The sequence below is a fragment of the Streptomyces sp. NPDC047085 genome (assembly GCF_040643735.1).
Taxonomy (GTDB): domain Bacteria; phylum Actinomycetota; class Actinomycetes; order Streptomycetales; family Streptomycetaceae; genus Streptomyces.
Genome location: NZ_JBEYUW010000003.1, coordinates 930,631 through 949,552 on the forward strand (window position 1 = coordinate 930,631; position 18,922 = coordinate 949,552).

General features: G+C 71.0%; 21 protein-coding genes. 14 read left to right on the plus strand and 7 right to left on the minus strand.

The annotated features are described in order from the left end of the window. Positions 1-13 precede the first annotated feature (13 nt). The gene (locus ABZ865_RS15280; RefSeq protein ID WP_361229482.1) at positions 14-1,240 is read left to right on the plus strand and encodes an MFS transporter; all 1,227 of its coding nucleotides are present in this window, start codon (positions 14-16) and stop codon (positions 1,238-1,240) included. Positions 1,241-1,267: 27 nt separating this feature from the next. Here ABZ865_RS15280 and ABZ865_RS15285 read toward each other — a convergent pair whose 3' ends face one another. From ABZ865_RS15285 to ABZ865_RS15300, 4 genes are all read right to left on the minus strand, one after another. Then, on the minus strand, positions 1,268-1,744 hold the full coding sequence (locus ABZ865_RS15285) for a MarR family transcriptional regulator (RefSeq protein ID WP_100828283.1): 477 nt from the start codon (positions 1,742-1,744) through the stop codon (positions 1,268-1,270). Between the two features lie 92 nt (positions 1,745-1,836). Next, on the minus strand, positions 1,837-2,643 hold the full coding sequence (locus ABZ865_RS15290; protein ID WP_361229487.1) for an AIM24 family protein: 807 nt from the start codon (positions 2,641-2,643) through the stop codon (positions 1,837-1,839). After that, complete coding sequence (locus tag ABZ865_RS15295) at positions 2,640-3,290, minus strand: AIM24 family protein (RefSeq protein WP_361229491.1); 651 nt, start codon at positions 3,288-3,290, stop codon at positions 2,640-2,642. The genes ABZ865_RS15290 and ABZ865_RS15295 overlap by 4 nt, the downstream gene beginning before the upstream one ends. Before the next feature lies 1 nt (position 3,291). Then, positions 3,292-3,924 carry an AIM24 family protein gene (locus ABZ865_RS15300; protein WP_361229750.1) on the minus strand — a complete coding sequence of 211 codons (633 nt, stop codon included), beginning with the start codon at positions 3,922-3,924 and terminating at the stop codon, positions 3,292-3,294. A 159-nt stretch (positions 3,925-4,083) separates the two neighbouring features. Here ABZ865_RS15300 and ABZ865_RS15305 point away from each other — a divergent pair, with 159 nt between their 5' ends. From ABZ865_RS15305 to ABZ865_RS15325, 5 genes are all read left to right on the plus strand, one after another. After that, a complete protein-coding gene (locus tag ABZ865_RS15305; RefSeq protein WP_361229494.1) occupies positions 4,084-4,428 on the plus strand; it encodes a DUF3817 domain-containing protein in 345 nt (114 codons plus the stop codon). Beyond that, positions 4,425-4,718, plus strand: a complete 294-nt coding sequence (locus ABZ865_RS15310; RefSeq protein WP_189986363.1) for an MTH1187 family thiamine-binding protein — start codon at positions 4,425-4,427, stop codon at positions 4,716-4,718. The genes ABZ865_RS15305 and ABZ865_RS15310 overlap by 4 nt, the downstream gene beginning before the upstream one ends. 148 nt (positions 4,719-4,866) lie before the next feature. Then, entirely contained in the window at positions 4,867-5,622 is a 756-nt protein-coding gene (locus ABZ865_RS15315) for a hypothetical protein (RefSeq protein WP_361229498.1), read from the plus strand. A 101-nt stretch (positions 5,623-5,723) separates the two neighbouring features. Continuing rightward, on the plus strand, positions 5,724-6,437 hold the full coding sequence (locus ABZ865_RS15320; protein ID WP_361229501.1) for a DUF4166 domain-containing protein: 714 nt from the start codon (positions 5,724-5,726) through the stop codon (positions 6,435-6,437). Next, entirely contained in the window at positions 6,434-7,105 is a 672-nt protein-coding gene (locus tag ABZ865_RS15325; protein WP_361229504.1) for a TetR/AcrR family transcriptional regulator, read from the plus strand. The genes ABZ865_RS15320 and ABZ865_RS15325 overlap by 4 nt, the downstream gene beginning before the upstream one ends. Before the next feature lie 28 nt (positions 7,106-7,133). Here ABZ865_RS15325 and ABZ865_RS15330 read toward each other — a convergent pair whose 3' ends face one another. Further along, positions 7,134-8,114 carry a DUF5937 family protein gene (locus ABZ865_RS15330; RefSeq protein ID WP_361229507.1) on the minus strand — a complete coding sequence of 327 codons (981 nt, stop codon included), beginning with the start codon at positions 8,112-8,114 and terminating at the stop codon, positions 7,134-7,136. Positions 8,115-8,247: 133 nt separating this feature from the next. Here ABZ865_RS15330 and ABZ865_RS15335 point away from each other — a divergent pair, with 133 nt between their 5' ends. The 4 genes from ABZ865_RS15335 to ABZ865_RS15350 all read left to right on the plus strand — a co-directional run bounded on the left by ABZ865_RS15335 (position 8,248) and on the right by ABZ865_RS15350 (position 12,182). After that, positions 8,248-9,489, plus strand: a complete 1,242-nt coding sequence (locus ABZ865_RS15335) for an MFS transporter (RefSeq protein WP_361229510.1) — start codon at positions 8,248-8,250, stop codon at positions 9,487-9,489. Positions 9,490-9,500: 11 nt separating this feature from the next. Then, positions 9,501-10,010 (plus strand): MarR family transcriptional regulator, encoded by a 510-nt coding sequence (locus tag ABZ865_RS15340; protein ID WP_361229513.1) that lies wholly within the window; start codon positions 9,501-9,503, stop codon positions 10,008-10,010. 43 nt (positions 10,011-10,053) lie between these two features. Then, positions 10,054-10,392, plus strand: coding sequence for a DUF3817 domain-containing protein (locus ABZ865_RS15345; RefSeq protein WP_361229516.1), 339 nt, complete (start codon positions 10,054-10,056; stop codon positions 10,390-10,392). Positions 10,393-10,481: 89 nt separating this feature from the next. Next, positions 10,482-12,182, plus strand: coding sequence for a methylmalonyl-CoA mutase family protein (locus ABZ865_RS15350; protein ID WP_361229518.1), 1,701 nt, complete (start codon positions 10,482-10,484; stop codon positions 12,180-12,182). 81 nt (positions 12,183-12,263) lie between these two features. Here the strand turns inward: ABZ865_RS15350 and ABZ865_RS15355 are convergent, their stop codons facing one another. Together ABZ865_RS15355 and ABZ865_RS15360 are read right to left on the minus strand one after the other, a co-directional pair. Continuing rightward, entirely contained in the window at positions 12,264-13,442 is a 1,179-nt protein-coding gene (locus tag ABZ865_RS15355) for a DUF3103 family protein (RefSeq protein ID WP_361229521.1), read from the minus strand. Positions 13,443-13,655: 213 nt separating this feature from the next. After that, on the minus strand, positions 13,656-14,282 hold the full coding sequence (locus ABZ865_RS15360) for a TetR/AcrR family transcriptional regulator (protein ID WP_361229524.1): 627 nt from the start codon (positions 14,280-14,282) through the stop codon (positions 13,656-13,658). A 215-nt stretch (positions 14,283-14,497) separates the two neighbouring features. Between ABZ865_RS15360 and ABZ865_RS15365 the strand changes: the two genes are divergently transcribed. From ABZ865_RS15365 to ABZ865_RS15380, 4 genes are all read left to right on the plus strand, one after another. Next, the gene (locus tag ABZ865_RS15365; RefSeq protein ID WP_361229527.1) at positions 14,498-15,469 is read left to right on the plus strand and encodes a tetratricopeptide repeat protein; all 972 of its coding nucleotides are present in this window, start codon (positions 14,498-14,500) and stop codon (positions 15,467-15,469) included. A gap of 622 nt (positions 15,470-16,091) precedes the next feature. After that, a complete protein-coding gene (locus ABZ865_RS15370) occupies positions 16,092-16,745 on the plus strand; it encodes a DUF6230 family protein (protein ID WP_361229530.1) in 654 nt (217 codons plus the stop codon). A gap of 119 nt (positions 16,746-16,864) precedes the next feature. Beyond that, the gene (locus ABZ865_RS15375) at positions 16,865-17,488 is read left to right on the plus strand and encodes a DUF6114 domain-containing protein (RefSeq protein ID WP_361229532.1); all 624 of its coding nucleotides are present in this window, start codon (positions 16,865-16,867) and stop codon (positions 17,486-17,488) included. Then, positions 17,478-18,914, plus strand: coding sequence for a hypothetical protein (locus tag ABZ865_RS15380; RefSeq protein ID WP_361229535.1), 1,437 nt, complete (start codon positions 17,478-17,480; stop codon positions 18,912-18,914). The genes ABZ865_RS15375 and ABZ865_RS15380 overlap by 11 nt, the downstream gene beginning before the upstream one ends. Positions 18,915-18,922: the final 8 nt, after the last annotated feature.

Below are 18,922 nucleotides of genomic sequence, written 5' to 3' on the forward strand. Positions count from 1 at the left end.
GAGGAACATCCGCATGTCCGCGACCACTTCGCCATGCCCTTCGTACGCCGCCGTCCTGCGCGTCCCGCACGCCCGCCGTACCTTCACCGCCGCCCTGACCGCCCGCCTGTCCTACGGGACGGTCTCGCTGGCGGTCCTGCTGTCCGTCACCCGCGCCACCGGGTCCTACGCCGCCTCCGGCGCGGTGATGTCCCTGTTCGGCGGCGCCACGGTCTTCCTGCTGCCCCTGCGGGCCGCCCTGATCGACCGGCACGGCCCCCGCCGCGCCCTGCTGCCCATGGCCGCCCTCTACGGCGCCCTGCTGTGCGTCCTGGCGGCCCTCACCTGGCGCCCTGGCGCCCCGGCCCCGCTCATCGCCACCGCCGCCGCTCTCGCGGGCGCCTGCGCGCCTCCGCTGGGCCCCACCATGCGCGCCCTGTGGTCCGAACTCGTCGCCGACCGCCGTCTCCTGCAGCGCGCCTACAGCCTGGACGGCGTCGCCGAGGAACTGCTCTTCGTCTCCGGCCCGGTGCTGGTCGGCGCGCTGGTGACCTGCGCGCCTCCGGCGGCGGGCATCCTGCTCAGCGCCCTGCTGAACGTCGCCGGCACCTGTGCCTTCGTCGCGTCCCCGGCGATGACCGGCCCGCGCCCGGGATCGCGCGGCAAGCGCCTCGGCGGGCCCCGCGGTCTGCTGGCCCCGGTCGCCGTGGCCGCGGGGGTCGGACTGGCCCTCAGTGCCGTGGACCTGCTGGTGATGGCCTTCGCGAACGCGCGTTCCTACGACACCGCGCTCGTCCCCTGGATCCTGGGCGCCCTCTCCGTGGGCAGCGCGGTGGGCGGCCTGGTCAACGGCGCGATCGACTGGCGGGGGTCCGCCCGTGCCCGGCTCGCGGGCTTCGCGGCGGGCCTGGGCCTGGTGATCGCCGTCGGGGGCCTCGCCCCCGGCCCCTGGACCCTCGCGACGGCCATGACCTGCGCGGGCGCCTTCATCGCCCCGGCCCTGACGACGGCCTACCTCCTGGCCGACGAGACGGCGGCGGAGGGCTCCCGTACGCAGGCGGGGGCCTGGGTGAACATGGCGGTGAACGCGGGGAGTTCCGGGGGAGCGCTGGCGGCAGGGCTGCTGATCGGCGCCCTGCCGCTCCCGATGTGCTTCGCGGTGGCGGGGAGCGCCGCTCTCATCGCCGCGGCCGCAGCGGCTGCGGGCGGTCGTGCCGTCGGAACGACACGGGTGGGCGCGGCCGCCGCACAGCGCCGGTAAGCGCCTCCACCCCCGCCGGCCCTGGGGTCAGGGGCGCCCCCGCTGGCCCCTCAGATGTTCGGCGATCGGCTTGAGCGACTTCTCCAGGTCCGTCAGCGCCTCGGGCGACAGCAGATCGATGAAGTGCCGCCGTACGGATGCCACGTGATACGGCGCGACCTTCTTCATCGTCTCCATGCCGTGCTCGGTCAGCACGGCGTACAGCCCCCGCCGGTCGGACTCGCAGTTCTCGCGCCGCACCAGGTCCGCGTTCTCCATCCGCGTGATCTGGTGCGAGAGCCGGCTCTTGGACTGCAGCGTCGCCGAGGCCAGGTCGCTCATCCGCATCCGCACGTCGTCCGACTCGGACAGATTGACGAGGATCTCGTAGTCGTTCATCGTCAGGCCGAACGGCTGCAGATCCTTTTCGAGCTGGTACGTCAACAGCCTGTTGACCTCCAGGTGGGTGCGCCAGGCGCACTGCTCCGCATCGGTCAGCCAGCGCGTGGCCGTCTCGGTCTCCATGAATGAAGTCTACCTAAGAAGTTGAATGGCGAACTACTTCGGGTGGTGTGACTGTGCGCACGCGTTCGATGTCACACTCCGCAGATTACCGCTCACAGCCCGAAGCGACGCTGGAGGTCCCCCAGCTGTCCGGGAAGGCGCGGTACGCCCGACGATTGCGGACCGTGTCCACCCGGTACCGGTCCGCCACCACCGGGCACCCCCGGCTCCGACGGAACGGCCCCCGTGGCCTGCTCGGCCATGAGGGTCTCGCTCGACTGCAGCAGGACCGTCCCGGCTCCCACGAACTCGAACTGGTGCTCCTCCCCGGAGGCACCGCCGAGGCCCGTCATCGCACGTAGACCGCCCATGACGCCTGTCAGGTACCCGTGGTCGTAGTGATGACACGGTGACGGGCAGTCGGCCCACCCGACCAGCGCCTGGGGGTCCACCCGGATCGGGGGTTCCATGAACACCACCGGACCGTTAGATGCGGCCACGAACTTTCCGGTTCCGATGAGGGTCAGAAAACCCGGCACGATCGATTGCTTGAGCGCGAGACTTGGCTGAAAAGCGAGCAGGTTGCCCGCGCGAATGGTCAAGTTCCCGTCGTCCAGGTCGTAGGAGTTGACGTCGAAGGCCCGGTCGGCCAGCAGCATCTTCCCGGAGCCCTCCGCCACGACCCAGTCGCTCGCGTGCAGTGGCGAATGGAACGAGGTTCGGACAAGTCGGTCGAGTCGGCCATGCCCGATGCCGTTGAACTCGATCGCCCCGTAGTAGGCGATCATCTTCCCCTTCTGCAGGAACCACTGCCCGCTCTTGAGCTCGACGCAGAACGTGTACTTGTTCACGTTGTCGTCGGCGGGCAGCGTCATCGGGTCGTGCACCACCGGGCCGCCGGGGGTTCCGTACGCGCTCACAGCTTCTCCTCCGACGCCTGGACGTACACCGTGCCGCTGCCGCTCAGCTCCAGCTGGAAGGCCTCGCCGGAGCCGCGGCCCACCATGTCGCGCCAGCCGAGCGCGGTGGACAGCTTGTTGCGGACGTCGCCGTGATGGGCGACGTAGGCCTGCGGGTCCACATGGACCGGGCGCTGGGGGGTGATCGGGATCTCGAAGACACCGCCGTGCGCCATCACGGCCACGGCGCCATGGCCCTGGAGGGTGGTCGTGAACAGCCCCTGCCCGGTGACCTGGCCCCGGACCAGGCCCATGACCCCGCCCTGCGAGCCCATGAACATCGTGCCCTGCTGGAGGGTGCCCTCGAAGGCGAGCAGCCGGTCGGCCTCGACGTACAGGGTGTCGCCGGAGAGGTGGATGACGTGCACATGGTGGCCGCCGTGCCCGAAGAACACGGTGCCGCTGCCCTCGACGGTCATCAGCGGCGTCGCCTCGCCGGCCACCCGCCGCCCGATCATGGACATGAGCCCGCCCTGGCCGCCCTGGAGGTTGGGCGTGAAGGACATGTCCCCCTTGTAGGCGAGCATCGCCCCGCGCTGGCTGAACAGTCTCTGGCCGGGCAGCACGGTCGCCTCGACCATCTTGGAGTTGATCTCCCGGAAGCTCATCTCACAGATCCCCCGCGATCGTGTTCCGCTCGCTGGGCTGTACGTAGACCAGCCCGTCGCCCTCGAAGCGGATCTGGAAGGCCTCGCCGCCGCCCTCCCCGAAGAACGTGCGGAACGTCACACCGGACTGGAAGGACTGCCGTACGTTCCCCTGATGGGCGATGTACGCGCCCGGGTCGACGATCAGCGGGTACTGCGGGCTGACCCGGAGCACCACCGCCGGCCCGTCCGAGACGATCGCCGCCTGGCCGTGGCCCTCGACGGTCGTCGTGAACAGCCCGTTGCCCTGCGCGGCGCCGCGCAGCCCGGTGAACGTCGTGCCCGTCCTCAGCCCCGCGTCCGTCGCGAGCAGATTGCTCGACTCGACGTAGAGCTTGTCCCCCTGGAGGCTGACCAGGTTGATCTCGGAGGCCCGGTCCGCGAACCAGCAGGTCCCCTGCCCCCTCACCTCCATCACCGTCATCTGCTCGCCGGTGAGCCGCCGGGTCACCATCCCCCGCAGCCCCTCGCCGCCACCACTCAGCTTCTTGAAGGCCATCTGCCCGTCGTACGCGACCATCGAGCCGTTCTTCGCCTTCACGGCATCCCCGGTCATGTCGACGGCGAGCACCTTGCTCCCTTGGAGTCGGAACATCGCCACGCTGCGAAAGTAGCGGTCACGCGGGTGGACCGGCCAGGGCCCCTGGGTGGAGAGCCACCCTGAGCGAACCCCTAGGGCGACCGTTTGCCACAATGGACGGCGCTTGTGCTTCCGTTCACAAAGCGTGGACGTCTCTCCCACCGAAGGTGACCTGTGGACATCAAGACCGCCACCGCCCTCCGCCGCCTCCGCCTGGTCTCGGCCCCGGAGGCCGTGTCCTTCCTGATCCTGCTCGTCTGCTCGGTGCTGAAGCGCACCACGGACTTCAACGCGGTCCCCGTGATGGGCGCTGTGCACGGCGTGCTGTTCATCCTCTACGTGGTCTTCTGGGCGGACGCCTGGAACCGCGCCAAGTGGCCGCTGAAGACCGCGGCCCTCTACTTCGTCCTCTCGGTGCTGCCCACCGGCGGCTTCATCGCGGAGCGCAGGCTGCGCCGCGAGGCCGAGGACGCCGTCGTCGCCGCCCGGGCCCGCAAGGAAGAGGCCGTGGAAGCATGATCGTCGCCTTCTCCGTGACGCCCCTGGGCGTCGGCGAGGACGTGGGGGAGTACGTCGCCGACGCCGTCCGCGTGGTCCGCGAGTCGGGCCTGCCCAACCGCACCGACGCCATGTTCACGTCCATCGAGGGCGAGTGGGACGAGGTCATGGACGTCGTCAGGCGCGCCGTGGCCGCCGTCGAGGCGCGGGCGCCGCGCGTCTCGCTCGTCCTCAAGGCCGACATCCGGCCCGGCGTGACCGACGGCCTCACCTCCAAGGTCGAGACCGTCGAGCGGCACCTGGCGCGCTAGCGACCGCCGAACTCCCGGCACACCCCGGCCCGTTGGGGCCGGGGTTTTCTCGTCCCCAGGCTTTGAGCGGTCGCTCAAAACGGTGGTACGTTGCCTCACAGATGTTTTGAGCGACTGCTCAAACATGATTCCGACGTGGGGGAACACCATGGGTCTCTACATAGAGACGCGTATCCGCGCCGACCTCGACGAACTGTGGTCGCGCACCCAGGACCCCGCCCAGCACCAGCGCTGGGACCTCCGGTTCAACAAGATCACCTACCTCCCGCGCGCGGAGGGCGAACCGCAGCGCTTCCGTTACGCCACGCGTGTCCTGCCGTTCCTCACCGTGTCCGGCACCGGCGTCGCCGCGGGCGAGAAGGAACGCCCCGACGGCACCCGCACCTCCGCCCTGCGCTTCAGCTCCCCGCACCCCCTCTCCCTGCTCGCCGAGGGCAGTGGCTACTGGCGCTACGTGCCCGAGGCGGACGGCGGCGTCCGCTTCCTCACCGGCTACGACTACCGACCCCGCTGGGGCGCCTTCGGCGCCGTCGCCGACCGGCTGGTGTTCCGGCCGCTCATGGGCTGGGCCACGGCCTGGTCCTTCGACCGGCTCCGGCTGTGGCTGGAGCGGGGCATCACCCCCGAACGCGCCCTGGCCAACTGGCTCGCCGAACTGCTGGTCCGGGCGCTGGTGCTCGTCGTGTGCCTGACCGGACTCGGGCTGGGCCCCGTCGTGCGGGCCTTCGGGTCGCTCGCCGTCTTCGTGATCTACCTCTGCCCGATCCTGCTCGTGGTCGCCATGTCCCTGGCGCTCTTCAAGGCGCCCCTCGCCTGCACCCCGGCCGCCCGCCGCTGCCTGCGCGCCCCCGTCGTCCAGACCGGCGTCCCGCGCGTCCTGCGCACCCTGGAGCGGCACGGATGACGGCGGGAGGGGCACGGATGACGGCGGGAGGGGCACGGACGACAGCGGCAGGGGCACGGACGACAGCGGGAGAGGCGCGGATGACGGCAGGAGAGGCACGGATGACGACGGCAGGACGAGATCGGACGACCGAACCGGCCTCCATGTTCCGCACGGTCATGGGCGACGCCTTCGACCGCCTCCACCCCCAGCTCCAGCGCCGCTTCTCGGTGGGCCTGGCCGGCGGCGAAGTCTGCACCGGCCGGGGCGTGATGGACAGGATCTGGCACGGCCCGGCCTTCGTGAAGCCGTTCCTGGCCCTCGGCACCACCCGCAACATCCTCGTGCCGAGGGCGGGCCGGAACGTCCCCTTCGTCATCGAGAACGTGCCGTACGCCGACACCTTCGGCCGTGAGACGGTGAGCTTCGTGCGCACCTTCGACCTGCCCGGCCGTGCCCGCCGCTTCGACGCCCAGATGGTGCTCAGCCCCAAGGACGACCGCATCCTCGACTACCTGGGCACCCACCAACACCTCGCCAGCGAACTCCACTTCACCGCCGAGCCCGACGGCTCCCTCCTCATCCGCTCCGGCGAACACCGGCTCCGGGAAGGGCCGGTGGACGTCCGCGTGCCCGAACTCGTCGGCGCCACCGCCGAGGTGAGGGAGTCGTACGACGACGCGGCCGGCCGCTTCCGCATCCGCGTCCGGGTCGCCAACCGCTACTTCGGCCCCCTCTTCGGCTACGACGGCTCCTTCACGGCGTCGTACACGCCCATCCACGCCCGCGGAGTGCGCCCGGGGCTGCGGCCGGTGCGGGAGGAGGCGCGCGCATGACGCCGGAGCGGGCGAAGGCCGAGACCGCCAAGTCCCAGGAGACGAAGACCAAGCTGCTGGAGGGTGCCCTGCGGGTCCTCACCGAGCAGGGCATCGCCAAGACCTCCGCCCGTACGGTCGCCGCGGCGGCCGGGGTCAACCAGGCACTGGTCTTCTACCACTTCGGATCCGTGGACGAACTCCTCGCCGCGGCCTGCCGATACGGGGCCGAGCAGACCGTGGCCCGCTACCGGGACCGGCTCGCCGCGGTCGGCTCGCTGTCCGAACTGCTCGCCGTCGGGCGGGCGATGCACGAGCAGGAGCGGGCCGTCGGGCATGTCGCCCTGCTCGGGCAGCTGCTGGCGGGCGCGTCCACCCATCCCGGGCTCGGCCCGGCCACGACCGCCGGCCTCGACCTGTGGATCACCGAGATCGAACAGGTGCTGAGGAGGGTGCTGGCAGGGACACCCTTCGGCGAGTTCACCGATCCGGCGGGCCTCGCTCGCGCGGTCGCCGCGTCGTTCGTCGGGATCGAGCTGTACGAGGGTGTGGACGAGGCCGGGGCGCACGCGGCCCTGGACGCGCTGGAGCAGCTCGGTGCGCTGGCCGCCGCCCTGGAGGACCTGGGGCCGGTCGCACAGCGGGCCGTGCGGCACCGGTTGCGGCGTACGGGCAGGAGCGCGTCGTAGGAGCTCGGCACCACCCGGTACACCAGGTTCAGCCCCCCGACGCCAGCGCCATTCCCAGCGGTGTCCGTTCGTACAGGACCTGGTGGCCGTAGCGGCGGGTGGTGAGGAGGCCGGCGTCGCGGAGGACCGTCAGGTGGGCGGAGACCGAGGACGGGGCCAGGCGCAGGCGGTGGGCCAGGGCCGTGGTGGTCGCGGGGTCGTCCAGGGCGCAGAGGACGGCGGCCCGGTTGGCGCCCAGGAGGCGTGCCAGGGCCCCCGGCGTCCGGTCGGCCGGTTCGGTCCAGAGGCCGGCGAGGCCACGGGCGGGATAGACGACCGTGGGTTGCCAGGGGGGCTCGAAGCCGGTGATCACATCGGGCCAGGAGAACACGCTCGGCATCAGCACCAGGCCCTGACCGCCGAGGTCGCGGGCGTACTCGCCGTGCAGCGAGAGCGTCAGGGTGCGGCCGTTCCAGGACAGGCGGGAGTCCAGCTCCGGGAGCAGGGCGCCCAGCCCGACCTCGGCCAGCCGACGCGAGTGGAAGGCGACGTCCGCCTCCAGCAGTGCCCGCAGCCGGGGCCACTCCGGCGCGACCAGCACCCGCCAGGCCTCCTCCAGCGCGTCCGCCAGCTCCCGCACCATCCGGGCGGGGTCCGCGAGCCACGCCCTGCCGTGCTCCGACTCCAGGGCGCCCGGCGTGCAGGCCAGCGAGAGGGCGGTGTCCTCCCGGGCCGCTTCCGGGTCGGCCGCCCGGACGGCCGCGATCTCCTCCTCGAAGGTGGCCGCAGGGCCGATCGGCGGCGGACCGAGCCAGTCCGGGGAGTGCCCGCGCCGCGGCATCAGCAGCCACAGCGGCGTCAGGTCGAGCCCGGCCGCCGCCGTACGGATCCTGCGCAGCCAGGGCGCGTGATAGCCGTGCCGGTCCGGGCGCCTGAGCGTGCGCACCGCGTCCTGGGTCTCCCACAGCGGCGACACGGCGAACCGGCAGCGCAGGAAGTCGTCCTCGCCGAAGTGGAGGAGTGAGGGCACGGTGATCCTCCCGCCTGCGCGCACACGACATCCGGCACAACATTCGCCACAACGGCCGGCACGACATTCGCACAACATTCGGCCTGAGCCGAAACTCTACGTCCCGTCGTGTCCGTGCAGGCACCCTCCCGGCATGTCCGCTCCCCCTCAGGCCGCCGCGCCCGAGCGCGCCCGCTACGGCCGTGTCCTCGCCGTACGCGAGTTCCGGGCCGTCTTCGCCGCCCACGTCCTGTCCATGCTCGGCGTGATCGTCAGCGAGATCGCGCTCTCGGTGCTCGTCTACGACCTCACGCGGTCGCCCCTGATGAGCGCCCTCGCCTTCGCCGTCGGCTTCCTGCCCTACGCCGTCGGCGGCACCGTGCTCGCCTCGGTCGCCGACCGCTTCCCGGCCCGGCGGGTGCTGGTCACATGCGACCTGGTGTGCGCGGGGTGCGTGGCGCTGATGACGGTGCCGGGCGCGGGGATCGGCGTGCTGCTCACGCTGCGGTGCGGGCTCGCCGTCGTCGCGCCGGTGTTCTCCGGCACCCGGATGGCGACCCTCGCCGACGTCCTCGGCGACGGCGACCTGTTCGTGCTCGGCCGCTCGCTGCTGCGGATCGTCGCGCAGAGCTCCCTGCTCGTGGGATACGGGCTGGGCGGACTGCTGCTCACCGTCGCCCCGCCCCGCCACGCGCTGCTGATCACCGTCGGCACCTTCCTCGCCTCCGCCGCGCTGCTGCGGTTCGGCACCCGACGGCGGCCCGCCCGCGCCCGCGACCGGGCTGACTCCTGCCCCGGCGCCCGCCGGCTGCTCGCCGACCGGCGGGTCCGCGTCCTGCTGCTCGTCTTCTGGCTGCCGGCCATGTTCTCCGTCGTCCCGGAGGCGCTGGCCGCGCCCTACGCCGACACGCTCGGCGCCGGTTCCACCGGGCTCGGCCTGCTCATGTGCGCGCTGCCCGTGGGCACGGTCGCCGGTGAGCTGTACGCCGGGGCGCGGCTGGGTCCCGCGGCCCGCGAGCGGATCGCACTGCCGCTGCTCTGCCTGACCCTGCTGCCGTACCTCGGCTTCGCGCTCCACCCCGGGCTGGGGTCCTCCCTGCCGCTCCTGCTGCTGTCCGGGGCCGGATCTGCGTACACCCTGGGCCTCGACCAGTGGTTCGTCCGGGCCGTGCCCGAGGAGCTGCGCGGGCGGGCCATGACGCTGCTCAGCGCGGGTCTGATGACGATCCAGGGCGTGGGCATGGCGCTGGCCGGGGTCGCGGGCCAGTTCCTGGGAGTGCGGGCGGCCGTCGTGGCGGCCGGCGTGCTGGGCACGCTGTGCTGCGGGGGGCTCGCCCTGGCGTGCCGGATGACCGAGGACCGAGACGGGGCTGACCGCATAATGACCGGCCGGTAGGGTCTGGTGACGTGCCGAAGCCTCTCAGTCTTCCCTTCGACCCCATCGCCCGTGCCGACGAGCTCTGGAAGCAGCGCTGGGGAAACGTGCCCGCGATGGCCGCGATCACCTCGATCATGCGTGCCCAGCAGATCCTGCTGTCCGAGGTCGACGCGGTGGTCAAGCCGTACGGACTGACGTTCGCGCGCTACGAGGCGCTGGTGCTGCTCACCTTCTCCAAGGCCGGCGAGCTGCCGATGTCCAAGATCGGCGAGCGCCTGATGGTGCACCCCACGTCGGTGACGAACACCGTGGACCGGCTGGTGAAGTCCGGTCTGGTGGCCAAGCGCCCCAACCCCAACGACGGCCGCGGCACCCTCGCCGTGATCACCGACAAGGGCCGCGAGGTGGTCGACGCGGCCACCCGCGACCTGATGGCGATGGACTTCGGCCTCGGGGTGTACGACGCCGAGGAGTGCGCGGAGATCTTCGCGATGCTGCGCCCGCTGCGGATCGCGGCGCACGACTTCGAAGAGGGGTGACCCGGGGCAAGATCTCCCGGAACGGGTCGTTACGCTCGTCGGCATGAAGAAGAGCGTGCTGACCCGTTACCGCGCCCTGGCCTACATCACCGGTGTGCTGCTGGTGCTCCTGTGCCTGAGCATGATCGCGAAGTACGGGTTCCACATCGACGGCGCCGCCGACGTCACCCGTGCCGTCGCCATCGCCCACGGCTGGCTGTACGTCGTCTACCTGGTCTTCGCCTTCGATCTGGGCTCCAAGGCGAAGTGGCCGGTCGGCAAGCAGCTGTGGGTGCTGCTGGCGGGCACGATCCCGACGGCCGCCTTCTTCGTCGAGCGGAAGATCAGCCGCGAGCTGCAGTCCCGGGTCGCCGAGCAGGCCCCGGCCGTCGCCAAGGCGTAGGCCGCACGACGAACGTCACACCGCCGTACGGCACCCGTACGGCGGTTGCCCATCGACATTTACTAGGACGTCCAAGTAAATTCGATGGTATGGACGCTCACGGCATCGAGGAAGGCCGCCGGCGCTGGCAGGCCCGCTATGACGCCGCGCGCAAGCGCGACGCTGACTTCACCACGCTCTCCGGCGATCCCGTGGAGCCGGTGTACGGGCCCCGGCCGGGGGACACGTACGAGGGATTCGAGCGGATCGGCTGGCCCGGGGAGTACCCCTTCACGCGCGGCCTCCATCCGACCGGCTACCGGGGGCGTACCTGGACGATCCGGCAGTTCGCCGGGTTCGGCAACGCCGAGCAGACCAACGAGCGGTACAAGATGATCCTCGCCGCCGGTGGCGGGGGTCTGTCGGTCGCCTTCGACATGCCGACGCTCATGGGTCGGGACTCCGACGACCCGCGCTCGCTCGGCGAGGTCGGGCACTGCGGTGTCGCGATCGACTCGGCCGCCGACATGGAGGTGCTGTTCAAGGACATCCCGCTCGGGGACGTCACCACCTCCATGACGATCAGCGGGCCCGCCGTGCCGGTCTTCTGCATGTACCTGGTCGCCGCCGAGCGGCAGGGTGTGGATCCGGGGGTGCTCAACGGGACCCTCCAGACCGACATCTTCAAGGAGTACATCGCCCAGAAGGAGTGGCTCTTCCAGCCCGAGCCGCATCTGCGGCTGATCGGCGACCTCATGGAGTACTGCGCGGCGGGCATCCCCGCGTACAAGCCGCTGTCCGTCTCCGGCTACCACATCCGCGAGGCCGGTGCGACGGCCGCGCAGGAGCTGGCGTACACGCTCGCGGACGGCTTCGGGTACGTCGAGCTGGGCCTCTCGCGCGGGCTCGACGTGGACGTGTTCGCGCCCGGCCTGTCCTTCTTCTTCGACGCCCACGTCGACTTCTTCGAGGAGATCGCCAAGTTCCGGGCGGCCCGGCGGATCTGGGCGCGCTGGATGCGGGACGTGTACGGGGCGAAGAGCGAGAAGGCGCAGTGGCTGCGGTTCCACACGCAGACCGCCGGCGTCTCGCTGACCGCGCAGCAGCCGTACAACAACGTGGTCCGTACGGCCGTGGAGGCGCTCGCGGCGGTGCTCGGCGGGACGAACTCGCTGCACACCAACGCGCTGGACGAGACGCTGGCGCTGCCGAGCGAGCAGGCCGCGGAGATCGCGCTGCGCACCCAGCAGGTGCTGATGGAGGAGACCGGCGTCGCCAACGTGGCCGACCCGCTGGGCGGTTCCTGGTACATCGAGCAGCTGACGGACCGGATCGAGGCGGACGCGGAGAAGATCTTCGAGCAGATCAAGGAGCGCGGGCTGCGGGCGCACCCGGACGGGCGGCACCCCATCGGCCCGATCACGTCCGGGATCCTGCGGGGGATCGAGGACGGCTGGTTCACCGGCGAGATCGCGGAGTCGGCCTTCCGCTACCAGCAGGCGCTGGAGAAGGGCGAGAAGCGGGTCGTGGGCGTCAACGTCCACACCGGATCGGTCACCGGCGACCTGGAGATCCTGCGGGTCAGCCACGAGGTGGAGCGGGAGCAGGTCCGCGTGCTGTCCGGGCGCAAGGCGGCCCGCGACGAGTCCGCGGTCCGTGCGGCCCTGGACGGGATGCTCGCCGCCGCCCGGTCCGGCACCAACATGATCGAGCCGATGCTGGACGCCGTACGCGCCGAGGCGACCCTGGGCGAGATCTGCGGGGTGCTGCGGGACGAGTGGGGCGTCTACACGGAGCCGGCGGGCTTCTGACGGCCGTACGGGCACGGCGCATGCGAGGGGCCCGCGGGCGACGGACTTCCGTTCCCGCGGGCCTACTTCGGTCGTCCTGCCTCAGAACTGCTCCACGAAGTACGGCTCGACGGTCATCCAGCCGTTGCCGCGGGCGCCGTAGTAGGTGCCGTTGTTGCTCCGCGCCAGGGTGTACCAGGACTCGACGTAGTCGGGGTCGTCGGTCCACCAGTCGTTCGGTATGGCGTTCAGGACCGCGGTCACCAGTGGGATGTAGGCGCCCTGGTCGGTGATGGTGAGCAGGGCCGTGGCGATCGCGTTGGCGAGGTCGCGGTAGTTCGTGCTGCCGTCCTCCTCCATCATCACGGCGTCGGCCAGGTTGTACTTGTAGTTCGACCAGTTCACCAGAATCTGATTGGGCCGGTAGACCGTGCCGTCGTAGTCCAGGTACGGCATGTCCACGGGATCGACGCGGACCTTGCCGTCCTGGCCGAAGCCGGTGACCAGGGTGTAGATCTCGGCCGCGCCCTTGATCCAGGGCTCCTCGTCGTCCGAGAGCTCGACCGCGGTGATCTTCGTCGTCCAGAAGCCCGAGGTGGTCGCCGCGGTCCCGGTCCTGGGCGAGGCGTCGACGGCGCCGGGTGCCGCGGATGCCACGCCGTGCTTGACCAGTTCGTCTCGCAGGACGTCCAGACCGGCCGCCAGCGCCTTGGAGCTGTCGACGTCGACCACGTACACCGGGCGCGAGGGCGCCTTGCGGGCGTCCAGTTCGTGGGCGCGGCCCCGGCTGTCGTACGCGGTGACCGTGCGGGCGTCGTCGTCCGAGTCGGCCGCGGTGACCCAGGGTGCGGTGCCGGCGGCCAGCGCGGCGCGCATGGAGCGGTCCCCGAGCCGCAGCCGCAGCAGCGGGCCGACCTTGGTGTCCAGACCCTTGGCGGCGGCGATCGCACGGTCGGCGGCGGCCAGCTCGGACCCCAGGTGGTGGTCGGCTCCGGCGGCGAGCGGGGTCACGGCGACGTCGCCCGACTTCAGGGCCGCCGCCTGAAGGCGCGTCCGCCAGGTGGTGTCACCGAGCGAGCGCGCGATCGTCCGCGCGGCCCGGTTCTGGGCGGCGGTGACCGCGGACGCGGGGGCGGAGTGGGGCATGGAGGCGGCTGCGACGGGGGCGGGGGCCGCGCCGGCCGACGGGGCGGCGGCGAGGGTCTGCGCCGCGGCCAGGGCGAGAAGGGTGGCCGCGGTGGCGGCCAGAGTGCCACGTCTACGGATGGGACGAGGTCTCACGGGGATCGGTCCTCCCGGGTGCGAGTGGTCAGTCGGTCGGTGACGCACTGTCAGGTTGTGCCGGGTGGAACAGGTGAAGCGGCTAGGGAATCTATGCGAGTAGATATCCGGGGACATGGTGACCGGGACATGCCATACATGCAAGGTCTCCAGGGCGCGGACGCGTGAACTTCACGTGTACCGGAGGGGCCGGAGGGACCCGGCCTCGCCCTGTCAGTCCTCGGCCTCGGCTCCCGAGATGCCGTGCAGCAGGACCGCCACGAAGCGTTCCACCCATCCCGCGTCCGCGGGCTTGCCGCTGACCAGGGTGCGATGGACCACCGCGCCCGCGACCATGTCGAAGATGAGGTCCTCCGTGCGGGCGGACTCCGTGGGGTCCGGTTCGGGCGGGAGTTCGCCGCGGCACTGGGCGCGGGTGCGGCCCTCCAGGACGAGGCGCTTCTGGCGGCCCACGATGGAGGCGCGGATGCGCTCGCGCAGGGCGTCGTCGCGGGTGGCCTCCGCCACCACCGCCATCAGGCCACTCTTGGCCTCCGGGCGGGCCAGGATGGCGGCGAACTGCAGGACCACGCCCTCGATGTCGGCGGCCAGGCTGCCGCGGTCGGGGAGTTCCAGCTCGTCGAAGAGTTCGGCGACCGCGTCGACGACCAGTTCGTTCTTGCCGGCCCAGCGCCGGTAGAGCGTCGTCTTCGCAACCCCGGCGCGCGTCGCCACGTCTCCCAACGTGAGCTTCGACCAGCCCAGTTCGACCAGAGCCTGGCGGGTGGCGGCCAGGATCGCGGTGTCCGCCTCGGTGCTGCGCGGGCGTCCGGGACGGCCGGCTGGGGTGGGGCTCTGCATCCCTCGACCATAACCGGCGCGATCTGTGCGGTCGTGAGGGAGATCACCGGTGTGTGGTGTCGCGGAGGCCCCGCATGGCATTACGCTACGACTCGTAGCGAAAGCTCGTGATGGACGTACACGGGCGACGATCACGACGTGGGGTGGGGACCCCGACGTCACCGCACATCTCATCGCTTTTTTCTTCATGCGCGGGAACGGGGGAGGATAGACGTATGCAGCCACGGAACATGTCCATGAGCGGCGTCGTCGACCTCGCCGCGGTGAAGGCGGCCCAGGAGGCCAAGGCCAAGGCAGAGCAGGCGCGCGCCGAGGCCGCCCGGCAGGGCGGCACGGGGGCGATCTCCCCGGCCGATCTCGTCATCGACGTCGATGAGGCGGGCTTCGAGCGGGACGTCCTCCAGCGGTCCGCCGAAGTACCCGTCGTCATCGACTTCTGGGCCGAGTGGTGTCAGCCCTGCAAGCAGCTGAGCCCGGTCCTGGAGCGGCTGGCCGTCGAGTACGACGGGCGCATCCTGCTCGCCAAGATCGACGTCGACGCCAACCAGATGCTGATGCAGCAGTTCGGGGTCCAGGGGATCCCGGCCGTCTTCGCGGTCGTCGCCGGGCAGGCGCTGCCCCTCTTCCAGGGCGCGGCCGGCGAGCAGCAGATCCGTCAGACCCTGGACCAGTTGGTGCAGGTGGCCGAGCAGCGGTTCGGGCTGACCGGCCTGACCGTCGACCCGGACGCCCAGCCGGGCGGCGCCGAGCGGCCGGAGGTGCCGGCGGGGCCGTACGACGCCCTGCTGGAGGCCGCCGTGCGGGCGCTGGACGCGGGCGACCTGGGCGGGGCCGTCCAGGCCTACAAGAACGTGCTCAGCGACGACCCCGGCAACACCGAGGCCCAGCTCGGTCTCGCGCAGGCCGAGTTGCTGCAGCGGGTGCAGGGGATGGACCCGCAGCAGGTGCGCAAGGACGCGGCCGACAAGCCGGCCGACGTGGACGCGCAGATCGCGGCCGCCGACCTGGATCTGGTGGGCGGTCATGTCGAGGACGCCTTCGGGCGGCTCATCGACACCGTGCGGCGCACGGTGGGTGACGACCGGGACACGGTGCGGCGCCGGCTGCTGGAGCTGTTCGAGGTCGTGGGGCCCGAGGATCCGCGGGTGGTCGGGGCCCGTCGGGCGCTCGCGCGGGCGCTTTTCTGACCAGTCGCTAAACGCCACGGCTTGTGATGCCGGGGTGAAAATTCTGCCGACGAAGCGTCAGGGCGGCGGCGCTTTACCAAATCTTGGTAATCGCACGTGCTGTTACTCGGAGTAAATCAGAGCCGTTGGTCTGTCTGGATTCGTCCAGGGATCAACGGCTTTGCTCTGCCCCTGGATGGCACCCAGCGTCGCGCTTCGAGACCTCTGGGTCGTCGGCCGGTTATCCGGCCGTTACTAGCGAGTAACGAACCCCCTTGTGTCCGGGCCGAGAATGCACCACGATCGGCGACGCTCGGTCCATTCCCGTACCCCGGCAACCGGTCGGGTCGCGGGAGAATCTGGGTCCCCACCGAGCAGAACCGGCGGCAGTGGCGCCGGTTCTAGGGCAGGGGGGTCTTCGCCGTACCGGTGGAGCCTGTCCGGAAGGTTGTGCGTGATGCGTGTCAGGCGCGACCAGTGGTTGTCGCTCGGGGGTGATCGCCGGTGATTCGGGCGCTGTTCGCGCTGCCGAGCGCGGGCGCTCTCCTTCCCGAGGACGTAGCACTTCTCCCATCCCTGTCCGGCTGAGCCGCCGACCGGTTCGAGTCCGGGCCAGGAGATGTACGTCCGAGAAGGAGGAAATATGGAGTCCCAGGTGCGTGGCGGGACCAGATGGAAGCGGTTCGCTGTGGTCATGGTGCCCAGCGTCGCCGCGACGGCCGCGATAGGTGTCGCCCTCGCGCAGGGCGCTCTCGCCGCTTCGTTCAGCGTTTCGGGTCAGTCGTTCAAGGTGACGGCGAAGTCGCTCCACGGCGAGGGCTTCTCGCAGTACGGGGCGATCGACCAGGGCTACACGATGTCCGGCGGCAAGACGGCTCACCCCGTCGCGGTCTCGGCCTTCAAGTCGGCCACGATTCAGAAGATGTGCCAGTCGGTCGTCACGCCCGACATCCCGATCCTCGGTGATGTCACGCTGCGACTGGAGGCGGGCGACAGCTCCGACAAGGACCACCAGGTCCAGGCGGACAACCTGTACATCGACGTCGAGGACCTCGCCGCCGACGCCACCTTCCACGGCATCGACATCGGTGTGGCCGCCAAGGACGCCAGCAAGGGTCCGGGCATGAAGGGCGGCGGCGAGCAGGCCAACCCGTTCGGCTTCGCCCAGCAGGCGGACTCGGCGGACCTGACCAACGTGAAGCAGACGGCGTGGGCCACCACCGCCGGAACCTTCAAGCTCAGCGGTCTGCACATGTCGCTGCACAAGGGCAGCGGCGCAGGAATCGAGTGCTACTAGTCACTCGGTGATCGGGCGGGGGAGCCGATGGCGCCCCCGCCCGTCCCGCACTCCGGCCGCGTCTTCACGCGCGGCACACATCACCACCACAGCAACGCCGCACCAGGGAGCTGTTTTCCATGAGCGCCGAGACCCCTGCCGCCGACCCCGGCCAGTTCACCCACCGGAGGCAGCAGTTCCGCGCCTGGCGGGGCGACCGTCCGTTCTGGGCCGGTCTGTACGTCCTGCTCAGCGGCCTTCCGATCATTTACTTCCCGTACTTCCACCTCCAGGTGGGCCACCTGACGCTGGCGATGTCGACCACGGCAGGGGCGGGATCACTGATCATCGGCGTGCTGCTCATGGTCCTGGGCGTCAGCCTCTGGTTCCAGGCGCACGTACGGACCTTCGCGGGCGTCGCCGCGATCCTGCTGGGGCTGGTGTCCCTCCCCGTGGCCAACTTCGGCGGCTTCATCATGGGCTTCCTGCTCGCCCTCGTCGGCGGAGCGATGGCCGTGGCCTGGGCGCCGGGTGCGACGCCGCAGGCGCAGCCGCCGGCCCCGGCCGCCCCGGGCGAGGGTGACGCCCCCGCGGCCGTACCGCTGCCCCAGCAGCAGGCCGGGGACACCGCGCCGCTGTCCCCGCAGCCGGCCGCGGACACCGCACCGCTGCCCCCGCAGGCCGTGGACGCGGCGCACAAGTCGAACGACCTGTCGAAGACGAGCCCGGCCAACGGGGCTAACGGGAGGCACAGTGCCGGCTGACGAGGTGACCCACGGGACCGACGTGGACGGGTCCCGTGAGAGAACCAAAGCCCGCCACGCGGCCCCCAAGAAGCCGCTGTTCACCAGGTTCCACATGCCCGCGGGCAAGGCGATAGCCTCCGTGGCCATGCCCACGGCGGTGCTCGTGGGGCTGGGCTTCACGTCCTCGCTCGCCCTCGCCGACAACGGCGGCGGCACGGCGACGTCCAACAGCCAGAAGGCCGCGGACTACAAGGACTGTGTCGCCGCGCTGGACGGCTCCACCGACGCCTCGGCCTCGCCCTCGCCGTCGCCGTCCGCGAGCGAGTCCACCGGCACGCCCACGCCGAGCCCGTCGGCGTCCGACGGCGGCAAGGACGCCAAGGACACGGGCACGTCGTCGTCGGGCTCGTCCGGCTCGTCGGACTCCTCGGGCTCTTCTGGGTCGTCGGGTTCGGGTTCCGGCGACACGGCCACGCCCAAGCCGTCGCAGAGTTCGGGGTCCTCGGACTCCGGTTCCGGCTCGGGTTCGGGGTCCGGTTCGGGTACCGGCTCCGCCGGCGGTGGCACCTCCACGGACTCCTCGTCCCAGTCCGGGAGCGGTGGCGGTCTGCTCGACACCATCGGCGACACGATCGGCGACGTCCTCGGCGTCGGCGGCAAGACGGACTCCGGCACGTCCGCGAGCCCGACGCCGTCCGCGTCCCCGTCCTCGGCCGGTACGACGTCCCAGTCGTCGGGGTCGTCACAGTCGTCCGGGTCGGACTCCTCCGGGTCCTCGGGGACTTCGGGGTCCGCGGGCAAGACCGGCGGTTCCGTCACGGACACCGTGACCAAGACCGCCGAGAAGGTCACGGACACCGTCAAGGACACCACCGACACGGCCTCCAACACGGTCCAGGACACCACCCAGGCGGCCAAGGACGCGGCCGGTTCGGCCACGCCCAGCCCCTCCGCCAGCGCCACCCCGGACAACTGCGTCAAGGCCAGCGACGACGTCAGCGGTGTCGACAACAAGGTCCCGGTGGCGGACGACCCCTGGTACCTGAACGCCAGCTCGCTGCTGCTCAAGGGCGCCGACTACCAGGGCATCGTCGAGGTGAAGACGGCCAACGGCACCACCAAGAAGGTGCTCAAGTACGTCATCTCCGGCGGCACCGACATCGGTGACCTGCACCAGACGGTGAAGGACAAGCTGTCGGGCAAGACCTACCACGTGCAGGCCGCCAAGGGCTCGACCTCCACCATCCGCGACGGCGACACCGTGATGTACACCGAGAGCATCTCGGGCAACCTGTTCGGTCTGATCCCGGTGACGTTCAGCCCCGACAGCCCGCCCCCGCTGAACATCCCGCTGATCTACTTCACCAACGTCAAGGTGGTCCAGGCCGCCCAGTTCGGTGGCAGCCTGCACGTGCCCGGGATGCACGTGTACACCACCGACTGACCCGCCCC